The organism is Streptomyces sp. NPDC002564, assembly GCF_042889645.1.
GTDB lineage: Bacteria > Actinomycetota > Actinomycetes > Streptomycetales > Streptomycetaceae > Streptomyces.
Genome location: NZ_JBIARE010000005.1, coordinates 586,623 through 608,780 on the forward strand (window position 1 = coordinate 586,623; position 22,158 = coordinate 608,780).

Below are 22,158 nucleotides of genomic sequence, written 5' to 3' on the forward strand. Positions count from 1 at the left end.
ACCTGACCGCATCGTCTGGGAGTGTGGTCATCGACCGACCGCCCCACCGGGTGAGCGACCGGGGTACGGGCCCCGGCCGGGTTCGGAGCACGCCAGCCGCACCGGCCCCGCACCGCTGTCCCGACCTCGCGCCCCCCACCACTGCCCCGCCGACCTCGCGACCCCGCCCCACCACGGCACAGAACCGCCCCGATCCGCCCCTGCCACGGCACAGAACCGCCCCGATCCGCCCCACCCCGCCCCGAGAGCCCCGGAGCCGCCCCCATGCCCGTGATCACCGCCCCGCCCCACCTGTCCCGCCGACCGGCCTCCCCGTCGGCCGACGCACGCCCGGGGGCGGCCCGGTGACCGTGCTCGACGCCCGCGCGCTCGGCCGCGCCACGCTCGCCCGCCAACTGCTCCTCGACCGCGCCGACCTGTCGCCCCTGGACGCGGTCGCGCACCTGTGCGGTCTCCAGGCGCAGGAACCGCAGGAGCCGTTCGTCGGACTCTGGTCCCGGGTGCGGGCCTTCGCCCCCGGGGACCTCTCCGACCTGCTCGTCGAGCGGCGTGTCGTGCGTACGCACCTCATGCGCCGCACGGTCCACCTCGTCGCCGCCGACGACGTCCTGGCGTGGCGGGCCCGGCACGACGCGATGCTGCGCCAGCGCGTGCTCGGCGTGTACCGCCGCGACCTCGACGGCGTGGACCTCGACGAACTCGCCGCGGCGGGCCGGGCCGTGCTGTCCGACGACGAGCCGCGCTCCATGGCCGAGCTCACCCGGGCGGTCGCCGACCGCTGGCCGACGACCGCCCCGCGGGCCCTCGGGGAGATGCTCGTCGCGGCACTCGTGCCGATGGCCCAGCTCCCGCCGCGCGGCCTGTGGCGCACCAAGGGCGGCGTACGCAATCTGCCGCTGTCGACCTGGCTGGGGCGGGAGATCGAACCGCTCCCGGCCGACGGCGCCGACCCGGTCGGACAGGCCCTGCTGCGCCGCTACCTGGCCGCGTTCGGCCCCGCAGCCACGGCCGACCTGCGGGCCTGGAGCGGCCTCGCGGGGCTGCCGGCCGCGGTCACCGCGGCCCGCGACGAGCTGGTCTCCTTCCGGGACGAGCGGGGCCGCGAACTGCTCGACCTGCCCGACGCGCCGCGCCCGGACCCCGACACGCCCGCCCCCGTGCGGTTCCTGCCCGCCTTCGACAACGCGATCCTCGGCTTCGACGACCGCAGCCGCATCATCGACGATGCCCACCGCGGCCTCTCGGTGGCCGGGGAGCGCGTCGTCCTGGTCGACGGCCGGGTCGCGGCGACCTGGACGGTGGAGGACGACACCGTCGTGGCGAAGCCCTTGCGCCGCTTCTCCCGCGCCGAGCGCGCCGACGTCCTCGCGGAGGGCCGGGCCCTGGCCGCCTTCCTCGGGGCCGGACGCGCCCGGGTGGACGCCGCCTGAGGGACGGAGCGCCGGTTCACGCGCGGCGGCCGGGCCCCGTCCCCCGTGCCCTCACGAACCCGGCACCGTGTCCTCGAACGCGGTGCCCGCGGCCCGGTAGGCGGCGACCTTGGCGGACACCTGGGCCGGGGTCAGCACCTGGTCCTTCACGTGCAGGACGTAGTCGACCTGCTGGTCGTACGAGCGGGGCGTGGTGCTCGACTGGCCCGCGAAGTCGATCAGCCACTGGTTGAAGTTGATCGACATGGGGCGCTCCGGCAGGTACGCGGCGTCGTGCGTGCCGAACGGCTGCCCGTCGACGTAGTACCGGATGGCGCTGTTGTCGATGGTCACCACCAGGTCGTGCCAGCCCGCGTAGCTCTGCCGGCTCTCGGTGTGCTGGTTGACGGCCTGCCACGGATCGGGGTTGTAGGTCTCCCAGGAGGTCGTGTAGAGGATGTTCGACTGCTCGCCCCAGCCGCCGTTGGGCAGGTACTCGAAGTCGTACTCGGCGTAGTCGTCGGCCATCGGCTCCTTGAGGTCGTTGATGGTGAAGAACGTCTGCACCAGGTGGTCGCCGTCGGGCCCGCCGCGCGGCGCGTCGCTGAACTTGACGCGGGCCGCGTAGGTCCCGTTCTTGAACTTCATGGCCTTGGTGAGCACTTCGGTCTGCTCGGTGCTCGCGCCCGTGCCCGCCGTCGACGTCTCCAGGTTCATCACCGTGCCGCCGCCCGAGGGCGCGAACGTCACGTTCGTCGGGTCCCAGGTCGCGCCGGGCACCCCGGGCCCGCCGGAGTTGGAGCGGACGTTCCAGCCGTGCGCCGCGATCTTCGGGTCGTTGTACGCGGTGTAGCTGAAGTCGTCGAAGAGCGTGGCGCCGTCGCCCGGCGGGTCGGTCGGGTCCGTGGGGTCGGTCGGGTCGTTGCCCTCGGGCGCGGTGCCCCACACCGTGGCGCCGTCGACCTGCGCGGTGACCTTCGGCCAGTTCGCGTACGTGGACCGGTCGGCGCCGAAGGAGTAGTCGTCCCGCTGGTTCAGCGCCTGCCAGTCGGCGCGGTGGAAGCGCAGCTGCAGATCGCCGGTGTCGGCGCCCGCCGCGAGCGAGCCGGCCCCCGGGGTGAAGCCGATCTCCAGGTAGCGGTCGGCGGTGGCGGTCGGGTGGGCGAGCGTGCCGAACGTCCCGGTGACGTTGGCGCAGCCCTTCACCGCCCACGAACAGGCGAAGCGGTAACTGGGCGCGCCCGCGTCGGACTTGAAGTAGTAGCGGACCTTGACGCCGCTGAGCGCGACGGCGGAGGTGCCGGTGTTCTTGACCTTCAGCCACGGTTCGGCCTGGTCGGTGCCGGTGGAGCCGGTGTGGTACTGCACGGTCAGGTCGCCGGCGGCCGCGGTGGCGTCGGCGGGCAGCGCGAGGAGGCCCGCGCAGCCGAGCGCGGCGGCGACCGCGCAGGTCAGGGAGCGCTTCGCCGATCTGCTGAGGATCGTCCTGCTCATGACTGTTCCTTCCGGGAACGGTGGGGGAGAGGGGCGTACGGGTCGAGGGGGCCGTGCCGGACGCCCAGCGCGGCGAGCCGCGCTCCGTGGGCGCGCAGCCGGTCGTGGAAGCCGGACCAGGGCGTGGTGCCGTGCCAGGCGCGGTCGGCGAGGGCGCACAGTCGGGGGAAGACCAGCCGGTCCACCTGGTCCGCCGTGGCGGCGAACTCCGTCCACAGCTCCGCCTGTACGCCGAGCAGCGTGCCGGACGTCTCGGTGTCGTCGGGCAGTTCGTGCCCGTGCACGGCGCGCAGGTCGACCACCGCCCCCGGCTGCCCCTGCGGTTCGGCGGGGTCGGCCGACTGGGCGTAGTCGAGGTAGGCGGCCCGGTGGTGGCAGCTGATGACCCGGTGGCCGCGCTTGAGGGCCATGCGGGTGTGCTCGGGGTCCCGCCACGTCATGACGGTGAACTCCGGCGGCAGGCCCTCGCCCGTCTCCGCCCACGCGGTCGGGATCCGGCCCCGCCCGACGAGGTGCGCGCCGATCCGGCCGAGGAACCAGCCGCGCAGCGCGTCCGTGTCCGGCAGTCCCTCGGCGGCGGCGCGGGCGCGGGCCGCCGGGCTCGCCGCCCACTCCGTCGTGGGGCACTCGTCGCCGCCGATGTGCACATGGGGCGAGGGGAAGACCTCCATCACCTCGTCGAGGACGGTGCGCCAGAAGTCGAGCACCCGGTCGTCGACGGCGAGGACGGTGTCGCACACGCCCCAGCGGGTCCAGACGTCCAGCCGCCGCCCCGGGTCGTTGCCGAGTTCGGGGTGCGCGGCGAGGGCGGCCCGGGCGTGTCCCGGCATCTCCAGCTCCGGCACGACGGTGACGCCCCGCGCGGCGGCGTAGGCGACGAGATCCGTCAACTCGGCCCGGGTGTAGAAGCCTTGGTGGGGTACGCCGTCGAAGCCGGTGCTGCCCGCCGGGCCGACCATCGACTCGGCGCGCCGGCCTCCGACCTCGGTCAGGCGCGGGTACGCGGCGACCGGCATGCGCCAGCCCTGGTCGTCGGTCAGGTGCAGGTGCAGCACGTTCAGCTGGTGCAGGGCGAGCAGATCGACGTAGCGGCGCAGCAGGGACACCGGCTGGAAGTGGCGTGCCACGTCGAGCATGAAGCCGCGCCAGGCGTGCCGGGGGACGTCGGTGATCTCCGCGCACGGCAGGCGCCACGGCGTGCCGCGCCGCGGCGTGCGGGAGAGGGCTTCGGGCGGCAGGAGCTGACGGATCGTCTGGACGCCCCGGAGCAGCCCGGTGAGGTGTGCGGCCCGCAGGAGCAGCGCGTCCGGGCCCACGGTGAGGCCGTACCCCTCCTCGCCCAGGCCGCGCAGCTGGGGGTCGAGTGCCAGCACCACCGTGCCGTCGGGGGAGGGCGGCAGGGGCAGGGCGGTGGCCGGGGCCAGCAGGGTGCGCAGCAGGTCGGCGGCGGGGCCGGCGCCCGGGCTCGTCCGGACGGCGGTGTCCCTGGTCAGGGTGAAGTGGCCGGGGCGCCAGGACAGGTGGGCGGGCAGCGGGACCGGCGCGGGGCGGTGTGCGGGCACGGCGAACCTCCAGTGGGCGGGCGGATCGGTCCTGGGCGGGCGGGTCAGCCCTTCACGGCGCCGGCCGCGAATCCCGAGGTCACCTGCCGCTGCAGCAGCAGGAAGATCACGAGGGCGGGCAGCGCGAACAGGGTGGAGGCGGCCATCGTGGCGCCCCAGTCGGTGCCGAACGTGTTGTGGAACGAGGACAGCCACACCGGCAGCGTCCGGTGGTCCTGCTGCTTGATGATCAGGAAGTTGGCGTACGCGAACTCGTTCCACGCCGTGATGTAGCCGAACAGCGAGGTCGCCATCAGCCCGGGTGCGAGCAGCGGGAACGCCACGTGCCGGAACGCGCCGGCCCGGGTGCAGCCGTCGACCTGCGCCGACTCCTCCAGCTCCGGCGGGATCGTGGCGATGAAGCCGCGCAGCACGACGATGGTGAACGGCAGCGTCATCATGAAGTACACCAGCGTCAGCGTCGGCAGCCGGTCCAGCATGTCGGTGTCCCGCGCGATGATGTACACGGGAATGATCAGCGACTCCCACGGCGCCATCTGCGCGACGAACACCAGGAGCATGAACTGCCGCCGGCCCCGCCACCGCATGCGGGCCACCGCGAAGGACGCGCCCAGCGCCACCAGGAGCGCCAGCACCACCGCGGCGAGCGTCACGAGCACGCTGTTGCGCCAGAACAGGCCGAAGCCGTCCGCGTCGACGGCCCGCCGGAAGTGGTCAAGGGTCCAGCTCTGCGGCAGCAGCCGGGGGTTCTCCGACTGGATGTCACGGGACGGCTTGAAGGCCGTCGTCACCATCCAGTAGACGGGGAAGAGACACACGACGACCGTGCAGGCCGCGGCGATCCGCAGCGGCAGGCGGCGCAGCGCGCGCGGGGCCGTCACCGCTCGGCCTCCTGTCGGAACATCTGCCGGAAGTAGAGGACGAGCACGCCCGACATCAGCAGCACCGTCAGCATCGACGCCGCCGAGCCGAGGTCGTAGTGCTGGCCGGACAGGGCCGTCTGCACCGCGTACACCGGCAGGATCGTCGTCGCGTCGCCCGGCCCGCCGCGGGTCATCACCCAGATCTGCACGAACGCCTTGAACGTCCAGATCACCTCCAGGGAGAGCACCAGCATGAAGATGGGCCGCACGATCGGCAGCGTGACGGACCGGAAGACGCGCGCCCCGGACGCGCCGTCGATGCGCGCGGCCTCGTACAGCTCGACCGGCACGGTGGTGAGCGCCGAGTACAGCGTGATCGCGGCGAACGGCACCGACTGCCACACCACGAGGGCGACCAGGATGGTGAAGGCGGCCGGGCCGTGCGCCAGCCAGGGATAGCCCTCGAACGAGCCGAAGCCGAGGCGGGTCAGCGTGTGGTTGACGATCCCGAACTCCGAGTGGAACAGCCACTGGAACACCGTCGTGGCCGCGACCACCGGCATCGCCCAGGCGAGGACGAGGGCGCTGAGCACGGCGGCCCGCCCGAACCGGCCCAGCCGCTCCACCATCAGCGCCACCAGCGTGGCCAGCACCATGATCAGCACGACGTTGACCGCCATGAAGAGGAAGGTGCGGCGCACCACCGTCCAGAAGCGGGGGTCGGACAGCAGGGTCGTGTAGTTGTCGAGCCCGGTGAAGTGCGCGTCGCCGAGGATGAGCTGGCGCAGACCGAAGTCCTGGAAGGAGATCACCACCGCCCGGGCCAGCGGATAGGCGAGCAGGTACAGCATGCCGAGCACGGTGGGGGCGACCAGCAGGTACGGCCAGATGCCGGCGGCGGTGGGCCGGCGGGCGGCGCGCGCCGGACGGCGGGGCGGGCGGGTGAGGGGGCGGGGCGTGGTCCGCTCGTGGACGACCGACACGGCGCGCACTCCTTTCGGTGGGAAGCGTCCGGGACCCGGTCCGGTGGGGGCCGGTCAGGACCCGGACTTCATCGCCGAGGTGATCGCCTCGGACGCCCTCTTCGCCTCCCGTGCCGGATCGCCGCCGGTCAGGACGGCCGTCATGTAGTCCTTGACGGGGTTCTTCGCCTCGACGGCGGCCCATCCCGGGGTGTTCGGCGTGGCGTGCCCGACGGCGGCGCCGACCGCCATCGCGGACGCCCCGGGGTCCTCGGCGACGGCGCCGGCCAGCGTCGTCTTGTTGGGCACGTAGCTCATCGCGACGGCGAGCTTCTTCTGCCAGGCGTCGCCCGTGAGCTCCTTGACGAAGGTGTACGCGGCGTCGTGGTGCTGCGACACCGTGGGGATCACCAGGTCGGAGCCGCCGGTGAAGACCGCGCCGGGCGTCTTCGCCGTCTTCCCCGGGATCGGGAAGAAGCCCAGCTTGCCCTTGAGCGCCGCGTTGTTCTGCACCACGACGTTGGCGGCCCCGGGGGTGGCGACGATCTGCGCGACGTTGCCCTTGGCCATGACCTCGGCCTGCGGCGGCTGTGCCTCGTCGGAGTCCTCGGGGCCCTTGCCGAGCGCCTGCAGCTTCGCGTAGAAGGCCATCGCGCGCAGCGCCCCGGGCGAGTCGAGGGTGCCCCGCCAGGTGCCGTCGGTCTCGGTGGCGAGGTCGCCGCCCTCGTCCCAGACGAAGCCGGAGAGGGTGTACCAGTTCTGTCCGGGCAGATAGATCCCCTGCCCGTCGCCCCGGTCGAGTTTCTTCGTCGCGGCGATCCACCGGGCGCGTGTCGTGATGGTCCCGGCGTCGATGCCCGCCTTCTTGAACAGGTCCGTGCGGTAGACGACGACGCGGTTCGCCGCGTAGTACGGGATGCCGTACTGCTTGCCCTCGTACGCGCCCGGCTCGGCCAGGCCCTTCAGCCAGTCCTTGCCGCCGAGTTCGCCGACCTTGTCGCTGAGGTCGAGCAGTCCGCCGCTCTGCGCGAACTGGGCGACCTGGGTATTGCCGGTCTCGATGACGTCGGGTGCGTCGTTGCTGGCCAGCGCGGCGGTGACCTTCTCGCCGATGCCGTCCCACTCCTGGACCTGCACCCGTACGTCGATGTCGGGGTGCGCGGCCTCGAAACCCTTCTCGAAGTCCTTCTGGAAGGCGGCCGAGACGCTGTCGCGCATCAGCCACACGTCGATGGTCGTCCGCCCGCCGTCCCCGGACACCCCGTCGCCGGAGCCGGACGAACTGCAGGCACTGAGCCCGGCGGCCGCGACGAGCGCGGACAGACCGGCGAGCAAGCGGAGCTTCACGGGCCACCTCTGGGAGTCGGACCTGACCAGTTGGGCAACTGGTCAGGTGACCTCTGGTGATGGAGAAAGGTGGCATGGACCAATGGAGGCGTCAACCCCCCGGTAAATGCTGGTCAGTTGTCGATCACCGGGCCCGTGTGGTCAACTGGTCAGGCAACTGGTCCTACGGGGCGGACGGACGGCGCGAGGGGGCGGACGGTGGCCGACACGAACAGGCAGGCGCCGGGAGCGGTGCTCAAGCGGGAGCGCGTGCGCGACCACATCCTCGAACTCATCGAGTCGCAGCGCCCCGGTGACGCCATCCCCTCCGAGCGCACCCTCTGCGCGGACCTCGGCGTGTCACGGCCGACCCTGCGCGCCGCCGTCGACGAGCTCGTCGCCGCGGGTCTTCTCGTCCGCGAACACGGCCGCGGCATGTTCGTCGCCCCCGAGAAGATCACCCAGGAGCTCGTCTCGCGGGAGCAGGCCCTCGCGGTGCCCCCGGCCGCGGGCGCCTGGTCCAGCCGCCTGCTCGAATTCACCACCATCCAGGCGGGCGCCCGCGTCGGCCGCAAGCTGCGCCTGTCGCCCGCCGCCCGGATCGTCTACGTCGCCAGGCTCCGGCTCGTCGACGGCTCGCCCATGGCCATCGAGCACCTGCACATCCGCGCCGACCTGGTGCCCGGCCTCAGCGCCCAGGAGCTGGAGAGCGGCGACCTCTACGAGCACCTGCGCGAACACCACGACGTGCACGTCCGCGAAGCCGTCCAGGCCATCGAGCCGACCGTGGTCACCCGCGCGGAGGCCGACCTCCTCGACGTGCCGGAACTGTCCCCCGCGCTGCTCTTCGAGCGGCTCACCTCGGACACCTCCGGGCGGCCCGTCGAGTACGTGCACTCCCTCTACCGCGGCGACCGCTACCGCATCGTCTCCCGGCTCACCCTCGGCCCCGCCGCGACCACCGCCGAGCCGCTGCCCGGCCACCACCCCGGCATCCCGCCCGGCGACTTCGCCCACCGCGACACCGTCGCCTCCTCCACCCGGGGCGACGTCCAGCAGGCGCCCTGACCGGACCGCCCGGACCGACACTCGCCGGACCGGCCTGCGCGCCGGAGCGCCGCCCCCTGGTTACCGTTCCGCCATGGCCGACTATCGCATCGAGACCGTTCGCAATGGCGAACGCGACTGGACCGCACGCAACGACCGGGGCGCCGAGGTCCGGATCGCCGCCGCCGACGACCCCGACGCCCAGCCCTCCTTCACCCCCGTGGAGCTCCTGCTCGCCGCGCTCGGCGGCTGCGGCGGGCTCGTCGTGGACCGCACCGCGCGCACCGTCGACCACGACGGCCTGCGCATCACGGTGGACTCGGTCTCGCGGCCCGAGGACGACGGCCGTGTCGGCGTCGTCCGGGTCTCCTACGAGCTGGACCTGCCGGAGGGCGACACCCGGGCCGCCGAGGCGCTGGAGCGCGCCATCCGGCTGACCCACGAGAAGTACTGCACGGTCAGCCGCACCGTCGAACACGGCGCCCGCGTCGAGGCGCAGGGCCCGGACGGGACGATCCTGTTCGCGGGAGGCTAGCCCCCGCCCCGCGGGAGCGGGCCCCGACGACGGCCCGTGTGCCGTCGTCGGGGCCCGCTGGGTCCGGTGGCCCGCTCAGTTCAGCGGTTCCACCCACACGTCGCGGAAGCGGACCTTGTTGCCGTGGTCCTGCAGCCGGATCGCGCCCGCCGCGGCCGACTCCGGGTCGCCCGCCCCGGTCGGCCCGTCCACGGCCACGTCGTCGTGGACCTTCTTGCCGTTCCACACCAGCGTGACCCGCGCGTCCGACGTCTTCTTGCCGTCCGCACCGAACCGGGCGGCGCGGAAGGTGATGTCGTACGTCTGCCATGTCTCCGGAGCCGTGGACGCGTTGAGGTCGGCGGCCTTCTTCTGGTAGATCGCCGCCGCCTCGTTGTCCGCCAGCTTCGCCACGCCGTACGAGTCGAGGATCTGCACCTCGTACCGCTCCTGGAGGTAGACCCCGCTGTTGCCGCGGTCCTGCCCGGTGACGTCGTCCGGCAGCTTCGGGACGCGGAACTCGACGTGCAGCTTGAAGTCCCCGAAGTGCTGCTTGGTGCGCAGGTCCCCGCTGCCGACCTCCACCGACCTCTCCGCGGCGTGCGGCCAGGTGGCGCTGCGGCCGTCGGAGTGCTGCCAGGCCGTGGCGAGGCTGCCGCCGGAGAACAGGTCGACGCGGCTGCCGGGGGTGCGCACGTCGAGCGCGTCGAGGTTCACATGGCCGGTGTCGTCGGGGCCCACGGAGTAGGTGATCGTGTTGTGCCCCTGGCGCAGGGTGAGCCGTTCGGACTTGGTGGACCAGCGGTTCCACTCGCCCGTCGAGGGCAGGCTCGTCCGCTGCGCCGGGGCGCCGTTGACGCCGATGCCGACCGTCTTGGTGCCGGGGGCGGGGTGCGGGCCGTTGGCGTAGCGCAGGCCCACGTCGTACGGGCCGGCCTTGTCGACCACCACGTCGAAGGCCGCCTTCGCGCCCTTGTCGCCGAAACCGTCGACGAAGCCGCCGCCGGTGTAGCCCGCGTGCTCGGTGTCGATGCCCGCGCCGCCGGACAGCTTCGCGGACTCGGCGTCGTAGGTGGTGACGGGCTCCTTCGGTCCCGGTTTGGCGTTGAGCGTGTACCAGGCCTCGGTGGACCACAGCTGCTCGCCCTCGGCGGAGGAGAACGGGCGCGGCGAGCGCACGTGCACCACCCGGTCCGACTTCAGTCCGGGGATGCTCAGTTGCACCGTGCGGCGGTCCTTGGACAGCGTCGCCGCGGCGACCGGCAGCGACTCCTCGTCGACCTTCGGGCCGCCGTACGCGGGCGTCGGCACGTAGCGCCACTGCTCGACGGAGTAGGCGCCCTTGGTCAGCTTGGCCGCGGTCTCCGCCGACAGCGGCTTGGTGTAGGTGAGGGCGAAGCCGTCCCGGGTGGCGCGCATCGTCTTGATGTCGAACGCCGTCCTGCCGGTCGGTGTCAGCTTCTGCAGGCCGAAGCGGAGCTTGCCCTCCTGGCCCCAGTTCCCGTCGGCGCCGAGCCCCCCGGTGTAGATCGCGCCGTCGGGCCCCGTGCTGATCCGCGTGATGCCGGACTCCAGGCCCTGCGTGTGCCGGAACACCGCTCCCTGGTACTCGCCGTCGACCTTCTCCAGGTCGGCGCGCTGCAGCCCGCCGTAGGTGACGTCACCGAAGACCATCTGCCCGGCGAACGGCCCCTGCTTCAACTGCATCGGCGTGCTGGGCGAGTTGGCGATCTCGTTCTGCGGCAGCCACAGCACCGGCTTGGTGACGGGCTTGTCGTCGTAGGGCCCGTCCGGGTTCATGTAGTGGTTGAAGAACCGGTCCTGCTTGACGTGCACCAGCTTGGAGGCGGGCAGCCAGCCGCCCTGGTTGTCCGTGACGAACAGGTCGCCGCCGGGGCCGCGCCCGATGCCGTTCGGCGTGCGCAGGCCGCCCGCGAGATAACTGACCTTGCCCGTCGCCTTGTTGACCTTGATGGTCGTGCCCCGGTTCGGTGCGGGCTGCGGGTCGGTCGTCGCGCCGCCGTAGTTGATGGCGACGGAGAGGTTCAGGTAGAAGTCGCCCTTGTCGTAGAGCAGGCCGAAGGCGAACTCGTGGAAGTTGCCGCCGTACGGCCACTCGGCGATCTTGCGCTTCTCGTCGGCGACGTCGTCGCCGTCCTTGTCGTTCAGCTCGGTCAGCTGGTGCTTCTCCGAGACGTACAGCTTCCCGTCCACGTACTTGATGCCCATCGGCTCCTTGAGCCCGTCGGCGACCTTCTTGTACGTGACCTTGTCGGGCCCGGTGTCCCCGGTGACGTGGTCGAGGAGGTACACCTCGCCCTTCGTCTCCGTGCTGCCGCCCCACGTGGAGATCGCGAGGCGGCCGTCCGGCAGCCAGTCCATCGCGGACACCTGCGGCTCGAAGCCCTTCGGGCGCAGGTCGGTCAGCTTGTACCCGGGGTTGACCTCGGTGAGCGGCAGCCCGTCGCCGGGCGTGTCGTACGTGCCCTCGCACTCCTTGCGGCCGGGCGCCGTCACCCGCACGACTCCGGCGTCCGTGCTCAGCGCGGACTGGGGCACGGTGCTGAACCCGTCCGCGCCCGGCGGCTTCCACTGCAGCGTGACCTGCTGGTCGCCGCCCGCGTCGAAGTGGTCGATGCGCAGCGGCTGGTAGCCGGCGTTGAGCGTGACGCTGCCGTCCTTGGGCTCGGCGCCGTGCAGCCCGTCGTGGTCGACGACCTTCTGCTGGCCGAGGAAGAGCCGCGAGCCGTCGTCGCTGATCAGCCGGAAGTCGTAGGAGCCCGCCTCGGGCACCTTCAGGTTGCCGATGATCTGCGACACGAAGTTGTTGCTGAACCCGAAGCCGTCGGTGGACGTCCAGTCGGCCGTCGGGATCAGTTTGTCTACGTTGGGGGTCTGCGCGGGTTTGAGGTCGCACAGCTTCTTCAGCGGGGTCTGCACGTCGAACACCCGCAGGGTGACGCCCGGTTCCTGCGGCGGCAGGTCCGCGAAGGGGCGTGGGCCGTCCTTCGCGGTCGCGGTGGGCGCGAGCAGCCCGCCGCCGAGCAGGACGGTGAGCAGCAGACCGGTGGATCTTCGGGCCCTGCGACTGGATCTTCGGGCCCTGCGGCGGTACGGGCCGGACAACGGCGTGGGCGTACGGCGTGGCGACACTCTTCCTCCTGCGTGGTTCCGTCGGGGGGTACGCAGATCTCTGTGCCGGAGCGACGCTCAGCGTAGGGACGGCGTCCAGGCGCGTCCACACTTTGTCCAGAGAAAGGAAGAACTGCCGCGCGGATGGCCGGAGTCAGCCGCGACGGAGGAGGGCGTTCGGCCTGCCGCGCGGTTCGCCACCGCGCGGCAGGACCGGGCCGGCCGGTCAGACGAGCGCGCGTCCGTGCGCGGTGTAGCGACGGCCCGCCGCCCGGCGCAGGTCGGCCAGGACGTTGATGCGCCGCAGCCACCGGTCGGTGCCGTCGTACCGGGCGGTGAAGGGCCGACGGCCGTGCACCGCGCGCATGTTGTCGACGATGAGCAGGTCGCCCGGGCCGAGGACGACGTCGCGCAGCTTCGCGTCGAAGGCGGCGATGACCGCCTCGAGTGCGGCCGTCGCCTCGGTCCCCAGGTCCTTGGGCATGAACGCGGGGTCGATCCGCACGAACGGCGCGTCCCGGTCGCCGGACAGGATCGCCGTGCGGCGCGGGGTCTCGTTCATCTCCGCGATCTTGGCGAAGGCGTCCTTGACCCAGCTCGCCTCGCCCATCCCGGTGGTCTCGCTGTTGAAGGCCGCCGTGTGCGACTCGTCGGGGAGGATCACGAACCGCTCCTGGAACAGCAACTCCCGCGTCGCCTCGTCGAGGTCGAGATCCTGCACGGGGGCGAACGTGGTCGGCACCCCGTCGTGGTTGCGCAGGCCGATCAGCATGATCCAGTCGGCACGCAGCGGGTGGAAGGCGTCCTCGTTGTGCCACTCCAGGTTGGTGGTGGAGCTGGACCCCAGCTGCTGGTACTCGTGCCCCTTGATCGGGAAGACGTCGAGCGTCATGCGCCCGCGCTGCTGGGTCAGATAGGACACCGGGTCGCCCATCAGCGAGCCGATCAGCAGGAGCAGCGCCGTGGCCCGGTCCGCCTCGCGGCTGTCCGGCTCGGTGGTGTAACTGGTCGGGGTCGGGCCGACGAGCCCCTCGTCGACGGGGAGGTTGGACAGGACGAGGCCGCCGTAGGGGCGGCCGGTCAGCCGGAAGTCGATGAGCTGCGCCCGGAGTCTGGCCGGTACGTCGTGGGCGGCGAGGGCGATCTGGTCGAGCCGCTGGTCGAGCGGGACGTCCCCGGGCGCGTCCAGCAGGCTGTCCGCGAGTTCCCGGATCTCCGCGCGCTCCTCGGCGGTCAGCTCCAGGCAGGGCGATCCGTCCTTCGGGCGCAGCGGGAGCTCGCCCACGGCTCGGGGAGTCGAGAGGTCCATCGCAGTGCTCTCCTCGTTGCTTCGGGGGGTTGGTCGGTGGCGCTCTTCCGTCTCGGTGATCCGGTGTCCGGCCGCGCGCGGCAGCCCGGTGACCTGGTGTCCGGCCGCGCGCAGCAACCGGGCGGCCCCTTCGAGCCGGTCCTCCGGCACCAGGACCACGTCGGCATCGTGGGTGGAGGCGACGAAGACGGGCACGCCGCCCGCCGCCAGCGGTGTGAGCAGGCCCGCCAGCATGCCCGGCACGTCCAGGCCGTGCGCGGTGGCGCCGCTGTAGAGCGGCACCCACACCGTTCGGCCGGTTCCGGTGCCGGTGCCGGTGCCGCCCGGGGCCGGGTCCTGGTCCCGTTCCTGGTCCTGTTCCTGGTCCGCGGGGACGACGACCGTCAGGCCTTCCGGCCCGCGGACGGCGGCCAGCCAGCCCCCCGGGGGCAGTCGGCCGTCGTCGAGGAGGTCGATCACATAGCGGCCGGGGAGCGTGCGAATGCTCTGGGAGGCGAACACGGTGCGGCGACCTGCCCTTCGACGGTGCGATCGGCTGGCACGGGGGCTGTGTGGTCGAGACGCTCGCCACAGCAGTGACCCGCTGGAAGCGAGCATCCGGGGCGGGTTCCGCGCCGTGCGCGGAGCGTTCTCCACGCCGTGGGCCCGAGTGGCCGCACAGCGGACTTCCGGTCGGGCGTCGGCCGGCTTCGGTGGAGCAGCAGATACCTCTCGATGAGTTTATCGGCGGCTATCGCTGCACCCCGTCCGCCGACCCATCTATTGGAAGACAATGCCAGAGTGGCGATTGATCAGCAAGGCTGTCAGTAAGGGGAATTGGCGACTCCGCAGGGAAAGGGAAAAGGAAGGAAAAGGATTCGAACCGCCCTTGACGGCCGTGATCAACTTTGCAGTATCGTGCCGGGACGAATAGGGGATAGCCCTGTGCCGGGGAGTCCCGATATCGCCCCGCAATTGCCCGGCGGGGCCATTTGGCGTTTCGTTCTTCCGGCGCGGCAATCCTTCAATTCCGCTGCCGGTCACGGGAACCGGGACAGGACCGCACACGCGTACGGGACCGACGGCGGTTCCGCTCCGCCGGCCCCCGTCCGCCCGCGCCCTCAGCGGTGCAGCTCCACCGGGAGGCTGCTGATCCCGCTGAGGAAGTTGGAGTAGAAGCGCCCCGGCGGCCCCGTGACCTCCGCGTGGCCCACCTCGGCCCGCAGCGCCTCGAACAGCGCGCCCAGCTCCACCCGGCCGAGCTGGGCGCCCACGCAGAAGTGCGGGCCGAAGCCGAAGCTCACGTGCCGGTTGGGGCGGCGCGCGCCGTCGAAGGACTCCGGGTCGGCGAAGACGCGCTCGTCCCGGTTGGCCGAGGTGTTCCACAGCGTGACCACGTCACCCGCGGCGATCCGCCGCCCGCCCAGCTCGGTGTCGCGCAGCGCCGTACGGCCCACGTGGATCGCGGGCGTGGTCCACCGCATGACCTCTTCCACCAGCAGCTCGACCGGCGTGTGCCCGTTCTTGAACCGGTCCCACTGCTCGGGGTGCTCGATCAGGGCGAGCAGCCCGCCGACCATGCCGAGTCGGGTCGTCTCGTCCCCGCCGAGCACCAGGCTGTAGCAGTTGAAGACGATGACGTCGTCCCGCAGCGGACTGCCGTCGAGCTCGCTCGTCGTCAGCATGCTCAGCAGGTCGTCGCGCGGCGCGGTCCGCAGCTTGCGGGCGTGCTGGGCGAAGTAGACGAGGATCTCGCTCTGCGCCAGTTGCGCGTCGCGTGCCGTCTGCCCGGGCGCGTCCGAACCGAGCGCCGAGTTGGCCAGCTTCATGAGGTAGTCGCTGTCCGCGTCGGGCACGCCGAGGAGCTCGCAGAGCGCGGCGATCGGGATGTGCGCGGCGACGTCCTTCATGAAGTCGCAGCGGCCCCGCTCCACCGCCCGGGCCACGAGCTTGCGCGTCGCCGCCCGGATCGAGGCGCCGAGCCGGTCCAGGAGCGCGGGGGAGAACCCGCGCTGCACCACCCGCCGGACGCCCCGGTGCTGTTCGCCGTCGGAGACCGCGAGCATCCGCCCGGACGACGAGTCGCCGCCGTGCAGCAGGGTGTCCATGACGTTGCCCGACGCCGAACCGAAGTCCTGCGGGCGCCGGTAGGCGTCCATGACGTCGGCGTGCCGGGAGACGACCCAGAAGGGGTCCTGGCCCGGGACGTGGTCGTGCCGGGCGACCGGCTCCTCGGCGCGCTGGCGGCGCCACAGCTCGCCGAGGTCGAACTCGGCGTGCACGGACGGGTCGGCCAGGTTGACGGAGCGCGGATCCGTCGGCCGGGACCTCTCCCGCACGGCGGGCGGCGGGACGCTCATCCGGCCACCCCCTCACCGGCGGGGGCGTCGAAGCGGAATCCGCCGAAACCGGCGACCGGGGCGCTGCGCACGGCCGTGCCACCGAGGCCCAGTTCCTGCCACGGCGTTCCGGGCTCGGTGGCGACGGCCTCCAGCGCGGTCCGCCACCGGTCGAGGAACAGCCGGGCGGAGTCCTCGTGGTAGAGGTCGCTGTCGTACTGCAGGATCAGCGTGAGCCCGTCGCGGTGTTCGCAGCCCTGGAACGACAGGTCGCACAGGCCCGAGTCCAGCGGGACGACCCGCCCGGACAGGGTGAGGCCGGGCGCGGTGCCCGCCTCGCTCTGCCGGTAACACGTCACGAACACGTCGAACAGCGCGTTGCGCAGCGGCTCGGCCGGCACCGCGAGCCGGTCCACCACATGGTGGAAGGGCAGGCGCGCGTGGTCGATGGCCTGGTGCATCTGGCCCGCGACCTCGGCGACCAGCTCCGCGAGCGTGGCCGGTCCCGGACGCAGGCGCAGGGCCGTGGAGTTGGCTCCGTTGGTGAGGTGCTCGGACAGGCCGAGCTGGCCCCGGAGGTTGACCGGGGTGCCCAGGCAGATGTCGTCGTCGCCGGTGGCCCGGCGCAGGACGACGGCCGCCGCCGCGGCGAGCGGAGCCGCGAGGCCGGTCAGGGCCTGCCGGGCCACCTCGCGCAGGGCCGCGGTGGACGCCGCGCCGAACTCGACCTCGACGGCCGCCGTACGGGCGCCGCCGGGCCGGGTGCGGGGCCGGTCCACGGGCAGCGCCAGCGGGGCGGGCGGGGGTGTGAGGACGGCGCGCCAGTGGTCGAGCTGTCCGTCGAAGGCGCCCTCGGCGAGGAGCCGGGACTCGTTGCCGCCGACGGCCAGGGGGTCGCGGGTCAGCGGCGGCAGCCCGGCCGCGGTGCCCTCGTAGGCGGCCACCAGGTCGCGGGTGAGGACATCGATGCCGGGACCGTCGCTGACGATGTGGTGGCAGACCGTCAGGAGGCGGTGCACGCCGTCGGGCAGCCGGAAGAGCGTGGTGCGGAGCGCGGGGCCGCTCGCCAGGTCGACCGTCCGGTTGGCGCGCTGCCGGACGGCCTCGGTGCAAGCGGCCTCCGGGTCGGCCGCCGCGCGCAGGTCGACGACCTCCAGGGGCAGCGGCGGCCCGTCGAGCGTGACCTGCGGAGTGCCCTTGGCCTCGTGCACGGTGGCCCGCAGCATCGGGTGCCGCAGCCGGACGTCGGCCAGCGCGGCGCGGAGCCGGTCGGCATCGACGTCGCCCCCGCAGGTGAAGAGCGTCGGGACGTTGTAGGCGGCGTCGTCCTCGGGCCTGGCCTGGCGCAGCAGCCACTGCCAGGCCTGCACGGGCAGCAGCCCCGTCGCTCCCTCGGCGCCGTCGGCCGTCGGCGCGGGGGCCGCGTCGGCCGCGCCCGCCGGGTCCGCCCCGGCGGGCAGCAGTTCGGTGAGGCGGGCGGTGAGGGACCCGGGCGTGGGGTGCTCGAAGAGGTCGCGGGCGCGGATGTCCGTGCCGTAGTGGTCGTTGAGGCGCGCGGCGATCTCCGCGACGCCGAGGCTGTGGCCGCCGGAGGCGAAGAAGTCCTGGTCGGGCGCGACGCCGGGGAGCCGGAGCACATCGGCGAAGACCGCGCTGACCTCGGTGAGGACACCGCCGTCCCGAGGCGGCTCCGCGACCGCCGTAGCCACCGGCGTCCCGGGCAGCGGCCGCGCGGCGAGCACCGTCCGGTCGATCTTGCCGTTCGGGGTGTACGGGACTTCGGTGAGCGGGACGAAGGCGCTCGGGAGCATGTAGTACGGCAGCACGTCGGCCAGCCGCTCGCGCAACTCGGCCGCGTCGGGGAGCTCGCCGCCCGGGCGCGGGATGAGGTGCGCGACCAGGAGGCGTTCGCCGCTCGTCTCGTGGACCACGGCGATCGCGGTGTCGATGCCGGGCAGGGCGCCGAGCACCGTCTCCACCTCGCCGAGCTCGACGCGGAAGCCGCGGAGCTTGACCTGGTTGTCCTTGCGGCCGCGGAAGTCGATGGCGCCGTCCGGGCGGAAGCTCGCCAGGTCTCCGGTGCGGTAGAGCGTACGGTCGCCGTCCAGTTCGGGCCGGACGACGAACTTGGCGGCCGTGGCCTCGGGCTGCCCGGCGTAGCCCGCGCCGACCCCGAGGCCGCCGATGAAGAGCTCCCCGACGGCGCCGGGTGCCGCGTGCCCGCCCCACGGGTCGACCAGCCACATCCGCAGGTTGGTCATGGGGCGGCCGATGGAGGGGGCGGGGTCGGGTGCGCCGGCGTGGCAGTGGTGCCAGGACTGGAGGGCCGTCGCCTCGGTGGGGCCGAAGGCGTAGATCATGTCGCGGCCGGGCTGCCAGCGGTCGACCAGGTCCTGGCTGAACAGCTCGCCCGCGGTGATGACGGTCCGGATGCCGGGGAAGTCCTCCGGGTCGAGCCGGATCAGCAGCGGGGAGAACGGGAAGAAGGTGTCGGCGTCGGTCTCGCGCACGCACTCGGCGAGGCCCTTCGCCGAGATCAGCTGGTCGTCGTAGGGCACCACGGCGGCCCCCGCGTAGAGCGGGGCGAGCAACTCCCAGACGTTGGCGTCGAAGCCGGGGCTGGCCAGGCTGAGCGAGCGGCGCCCGGGACCGAGGCCGAACTGCCGGGCGGAGACGTGCATCAGGTTGCGCAGCCCGATCTCACGGATCGCGACGCCCTTGGGGACGCCCGTCGAGCCGGAGGTGTGCATGACGTAGACCGTCGACTCCGGCGCGGCCGTCACGGGCCAGGGGGCGTCGGCGGGGGCCTCGGCCGGCCGCTCCAAGTCGACCGGGATCCGGTGCGCGTGCGGGATCAGGTCGTGCGTCGAGGCGGTGGTGAGGACGACGGGGGAGTCGCCCCGGACGATCTGCTCGATCCGGGCCCGCGGGTAGGCGGGGTCCACGGGGACGCACACGATGCCGGCGCCGAGCGCGGCGGTCCAGGCGACCACGAGTTCGGCGGAGCGGGGGAGGCAGACGTAGACCGCGTCGCCCCGGCCCAGGCCCGCCGCGGCCAGATCGGCGGCCACCGTGCGGGCCAGGTCCTGGAGGCGGCCGCGGCTGAGGGTGCGGTCGCGGGTGATGACGGCCGGGGCGTGCGGGTCCTGGCGCGCGAGGTCGGCGATCGCCTCGGCGACCGTGCGCGCGGGAACGTCTCCCGCCGTGTCGTTGAGCTCCACGACCAGGCGGCGGTGCTCGTCGGCGGTGAGGAACGGCAGGCGGGAGAGCGGGGCGTCGGCGGCGCCCGGTTCGGCGAGGTGCCGGGCGACGCGCAGCACGATGTCGGCGAGCCGTTGCGGGCTCGCGGTGCGGGCCCACGCCGGTCCTGCCGTGACGTGCACGCCGTCCCGGCCGGACGCGAGGCGTACGAAGAGGTCGGGCTCGGCCGGTGCGGGGCAGTCCCCGGAGACGTCGAGCAGCCGGGCCGCCCCGGCGGCCGGTGCGGGGTCCGCGTGCCGCAGCGCGGTCCGCGTGGCATCGAGGAGGTCGGCGGTCACCGCGTCCGTGTCAGTGGCGACACGGATCGTACGGGCGGCGCCGTCCTGCCACACCGTCAGGAGCTGATCGGCGTCGCCGTCGAAGTGGCCCAGGACGGCGATGGTCGCGGCGATCAGGACGTCGGGTTCCGGAACCGTCCAGCCTTCCGGAGCGTGAGCCGTCGGCTCGGCAGAAGTCATGGCGGGATCCTTTCGGTGTGCAGGCGAGAGGAGATGAGTGGGTGGAGAAGGGAGAAGGGCGTAGGGGTGGTGGGGGCGGGTGGGCTTCAGGCGATGAGGCGTGCCGGGGCGGGCCGGCGCAGGACGACGGACGTGCGCAGGTCGTGGGCGAGAGGCCGGACCGGACGGCCCGTTCCTTCGTGGCGCGTAGGGGCGCGCCGCCCGTACCGTCCCGCCGCGTGCACGGCGGGCCCGCTGCCCGAGGAGGTGTCCGTGGTGGTCACCGTGACTCCTTGTCGACTGGCCGGCGGTCGGAGAGCGGCGCGTCCCCGGCCGGCGCGTCCCGGGACAGTGCCTCGGCGGCGATCCGGCGGAGTCCGTCGACGACGGGCAGCGGATCGTCCAGATGGAAGAGGTGGCCGCCGGGGAAGGCGCGGACCGTCGTACGGCCGGTGGCGCACGCGCTCCACCGCTCGGCCTGGGCACGGGACACCCCGGGGTCGTCCGCTCCCCGCCAGCTGTCGAGCGGGCAGGGCAGCCGTGCGCCGGGCCGGGGCGTGTAGCTCTCGCAGAGGGTGACGTCGCCGCGCAGCGGACGGGTCACGAGCCGGATCAGGCGCTCGTCGCGGGCGACGCGCTCCGGCAGTGCGCCCTGCGCGATCAGGTCGGCCACCAGCGCGGCGTCGCTCAGCCCGTCGATCCCGCCGGGCTCCGGCGGTTCGTGCGGTGCCCGGGCGGCCGCGGCCACGAAGTGCGCGGGCGGGCGGCCGTGCCGGGCGCCGAGCCGCAGCGCCGTCTCGTACCCGAGCAGCGCTCCCATGCTGTGCCCGTAGACCACATAGGGCAGGTGGAGGCGGTCGAGGAGCTCCGGCACCAGCGCGTCGACCACGTCGTCGACCCGGGTGGCGGGCGGCTCCTGCCAGCGGTCCTCGCGCCCGGGCAACTGCACGGCGAGGACGGAGACCTCCGGGCCTAGCAGCTTCTGCCAGGACCGGAACTGGTAGGCCCCGGAGCCCGCGTGCGGCAGGCACACGAGGTGGACGCGGGCGGTCCGGGGCGGGTCCCAGGCGAGCACTCCGCCGCGCCCAGCCGTCACCGCGCGCGCTCCCCGGCGACCGGGCGGACGTCGGGGCGCGGGCCGCTGCCGCGGGCCTGCGGGCGTACGCCGGTCATGCGGAGGGCGTGGGTGCCGTGCCGCGCGTCGGGTCGTCGTCGGGCGCCGGCGCCTCGGTGTCGTCGACGCGGTCGCCCGAGCGCAGGCCCGGCAGACAGCACACGGTCACGACCATCAGGCCGACACCGGCGATGACCAGGGAGGCCCGGGGCTCCAGCGCGGTGGCGACGAAACCGCCGACCGCGTAGGCAAGGGCGCTGCCCGCGAAGGCGGCGGAGGAGAGCGCCCCGCCGACGCGCCCCAGCATCTCGGGCGGCACGCCCTTCTGCAGCAGCGTCTCCTCGCCGATCATCGCGACGCTGTTGCCCACCCCCATGACGGCCTGGGTGGCCACGGCCACCGCGAGCACCGGGGCGATACCGGTCAGCGCGATGCCCAGGCCCGCCACGAGCCAGCCGCCGGCCAGCAGCGCCACGGCCGACACCTTCGTCGTGGACCGGGTCAGCCAGAGCGAGGCGAGCACCATCGCGGCGCCCGATCCGGTGCCGAGCAGACCGAAGCCGAAGGAACCGGAATCGAGGACGTCCCGGGCGAGGAAGACCAGGACCACGTTGTCCAGGGAGGCGAACATGATGCCCAGGAGCAGCAGCAGGAAGATCGAACGGGCCAGCCGGTGCCGCCAGGTGAAGGCGATGCCGGCGCCGATGCCCGCGAGGAATCCGGGGCCGTCGCCGGGGGCGGGGCCGCTCGGTTCCATCCGGGGCATGCCGAGCAGCAGCGCGGCGCCCACGAAGAACGTCACCGCGTTGACCAGCAGCGCGCCGCGGGGCTCGATGAGCGCGGCGACCGTGCCGCCGAGCACCGGGCCGAGCGCCGCCTGGAGGTTGAACGCCGTCCCCATCCAGGCGTTGGCGGGCACCAGTTGGTCGGCTTCGACGAGGCGTGGCATGACGGTGCGTCCGGCGGCGTTGAAGACCGTCGAGAGCGACGAGGCGAGGGCGACGAGGGGGACCAGGAGCGCGGTGTTGGAGGGCACCAGGGCGATGGCGATGAAGACGGCGCCCTGACCGATCTCCGCGAAGAGCAGGAGGCGCTTCACCTCGAACCGGTCGGGCAGCGCGCCGGCCACCGGTCCGAAGAACCTCGGGACCGCCTGGGCCAGCAACAGTGCCGCGACTCCGGTGGCGCTCGCCCCGCTCCCGGTGATGAGCAGCAGCAGGGCGACGGTGGCTACGCCGTCCCCCACGAGGGAAACCGACCGGGCGGACCAGTACCGCCGAAATGCCGGATTCGCGCGGAAGAGCTGGAACGAACTCACACAGTTCCTTATTTCCCAGGGGGGAGTGCGTGAAGGAGTGGTCGTTGCCGCTGACCGGGCGCCCCGTTTCATCCCCCGAAAATGTTTTGGCA

At 73.1% G+C, this 22,158-nt stretch carries 15 protein-coding genes; 3 read left to right on the top strand and 12 right to left on the bottom strand.

The window, feature by feature from the left end; all coding sequences use genetic code 11:
* Nucleotides 1-344 precede the first annotated feature (344 nt).
* Nucleotides 345-1,430, top strand: a complete 1,086-nt coding sequence (locus ACFYXE_RS21455; RefSeq protein WP_389314591.1) for a winged helix DNA-binding domain-containing protein — start codon at nucleotides 345-347, stop codon at nucleotides 1,428-1,430.
* A 51-nt stretch (nucleotides 1,431-1,481) separates the two neighbouring features.
* On the opposite strand, the gene ACFYXE_RS21460 is transcribed toward ACFYXE_RS21455, so the two are convergent.
* From ACFYXE_RS21460 to ACFYXE_RS21480, 5 genes are read right to left on the bottom strand one after another with little or no spacing between them, the layout of a single operon-like run.
* Nucleotides 1,482-2,903, bottom strand: coding sequence for a cellulose binding domain-containing protein (locus ACFYXE_RS21460; RefSeq protein ID WP_389314593.1), 1,422 nt, complete (start codon nucleotides 2,901-2,903; stop codon nucleotides 1,482-1,484).
* The gene (locus ACFYXE_RS21465) at nucleotides 2,900-4,465 is read right to left on the bottom strand and encodes a beta-N-acetylhexosaminidase (protein WP_389314595.1); all 1,566 of its coding nucleotides are present in this window, start codon (nucleotides 4,463-4,465) and stop codon (nucleotides 2,900-2,902) included. The genes ACFYXE_RS21460 and ACFYXE_RS21465 overlap by 4 nt, the downstream gene beginning before the upstream one ends.
* 44 nt (nucleotides 4,466-4,509) lie before the next feature.
* Complete coding sequence (locus ACFYXE_RS21470) at nucleotides 4,510-5,346, bottom strand: carbohydrate ABC transporter permease (protein WP_389314597.1); 837 nt, start codon at nucleotides 5,344-5,346, stop codon at nucleotides 4,510-4,512.
* Entirely contained in the window at nucleotides 5,343-6,311 is a 969-nt protein-coding gene (locus ACFYXE_RS21475) for a carbohydrate ABC transporter permease (protein ID WP_389314600.1), read from the bottom strand. Before ACFYXE_RS21475 ends, ACFYXE_RS21470 begins: the two co-directional genes overlap by 4 nt.
* A gap of 54 nt (nucleotides 6,312-6,365) precedes the next feature.
* On the bottom strand, nucleotides 6,366-7,637 hold the full coding sequence (locus ACFYXE_RS21480) for an extracellular solute-binding protein (RefSeq protein ID WP_389314602.1): 1,272 nt from the start codon (nucleotides 7,635-7,637) through the stop codon (nucleotides 6,366-6,368).
* A gap of 198 nt (nucleotides 7,638-7,835) precedes the next feature.
* Between ACFYXE_RS21480 and ACFYXE_RS21485 the strand changes: the two genes are divergently transcribed.
* A complete protein-coding gene (locus ACFYXE_RS21485) occupies nucleotides 7,836-8,684 on the top strand; it encodes a GntR family transcriptional regulator (protein ID WP_361179171.1) in 849 nt (282 codons plus the stop codon).
* Nucleotides 8,685-8,757: 73 nt separating this feature from the next.
* On the top strand, nucleotides 8,758-9,198 hold the full coding sequence (locus tag ACFYXE_RS21490) for an OsmC family protein (RefSeq protein WP_389314605.1): 441 nt from the start codon (nucleotides 8,758-8,760) through the stop codon (nucleotides 9,196-9,198).
* A 75-nt stretch (nucleotides 9,199-9,273) separates the two neighbouring features.
* On the opposite strand, the gene ACFYXE_RS21495 is transcribed toward ACFYXE_RS21490, so the two are convergent.
* The 7 genes from ACFYXE_RS21495 to ACFYXE_RS21525 all read right to left on the bottom strand — a co-directional run bounded on the left by ACFYXE_RS21495 (nucleotide 9,274) and on the right by ACFYXE_RS21525 (nucleotide 22,138).
* Nucleotides 9,274-12,303, bottom strand: a complete 3,030-nt coding sequence (locus ACFYXE_RS21495) for a family 16 glycoside hydrolase (RefSeq protein WP_389314681.1) — start codon at nucleotides 12,301-12,303, stop codon at nucleotides 9,274-9,276.
* Between the two features lie 232 nt (nucleotides 12,304-12,535).
* Nucleotides 12,536-14,119 carry a guanitoxin biosynthesis L-enduracididine beta-hydroxylase GntD gene (gntD, locus tag ACFYXE_RS21500; protein WP_389314607.1) on the bottom strand — a complete coding sequence of 528 codons (1,584 nt, stop codon included), beginning with the start codon at nucleotides 14,117-14,119 and terminating at the stop codon, nucleotides 12,536-12,538.
* A 599-nt stretch (nucleotides 14,120-14,718) separates the two neighbouring features.
* Nucleotides 14,719-15,957, bottom strand: coding sequence for a cytochrome P450 (locus ACFYXE_RS21505; RefSeq protein WP_389314609.1), 1,239 nt, complete (start codon nucleotides 15,955-15,957; stop codon nucleotides 14,719-14,721).
* A complete protein-coding gene (locus ACFYXE_RS21510; RefSeq protein WP_389314611.1) occupies nucleotides 15,954-19,655 on the bottom strand; it encodes an amino acid adenylation domain-containing protein in 3,702 nt (1,233 codons plus the stop codon). The genes ACFYXE_RS21505 and ACFYXE_RS21510 overlap by 4 nt, the downstream gene beginning before the upstream one ends.
* An 86-nt stretch (nucleotides 19,656-19,741) precedes the next feature.
* Entirely contained in the window at nucleotides 19,742-19,918 is a 177-nt protein-coding gene (locus tag ACFYXE_RS21515; RefSeq protein ID WP_389314613.1) for a hypothetical protein, read from the bottom strand.
* Nucleotides 19,915-20,730: a thioesterase II family protein gene (locus tag ACFYXE_RS21520; RefSeq protein WP_389314615.1), complete on the bottom strand. Its 816-nt coding sequence runs from the start codon at nucleotides 20,728-20,730 to the stop codon at nucleotides 19,915-19,917. The genes ACFYXE_RS21515 and ACFYXE_RS21520 overlap by 4 nt, the downstream gene beginning before the upstream one ends.
* A gap of 73 nt (nucleotides 20,731-20,803) precedes the next feature.
* Nucleotides 20,804-22,138, bottom strand: a complete 1,335-nt coding sequence (locus ACFYXE_RS21525) for an MFS transporter (RefSeq protein WP_389314617.1) — start codon at nucleotides 22,136-22,138, stop codon at nucleotides 20,804-20,806.
* Nucleotides 22,139-22,158: the final 20 nt, after the last annotated feature.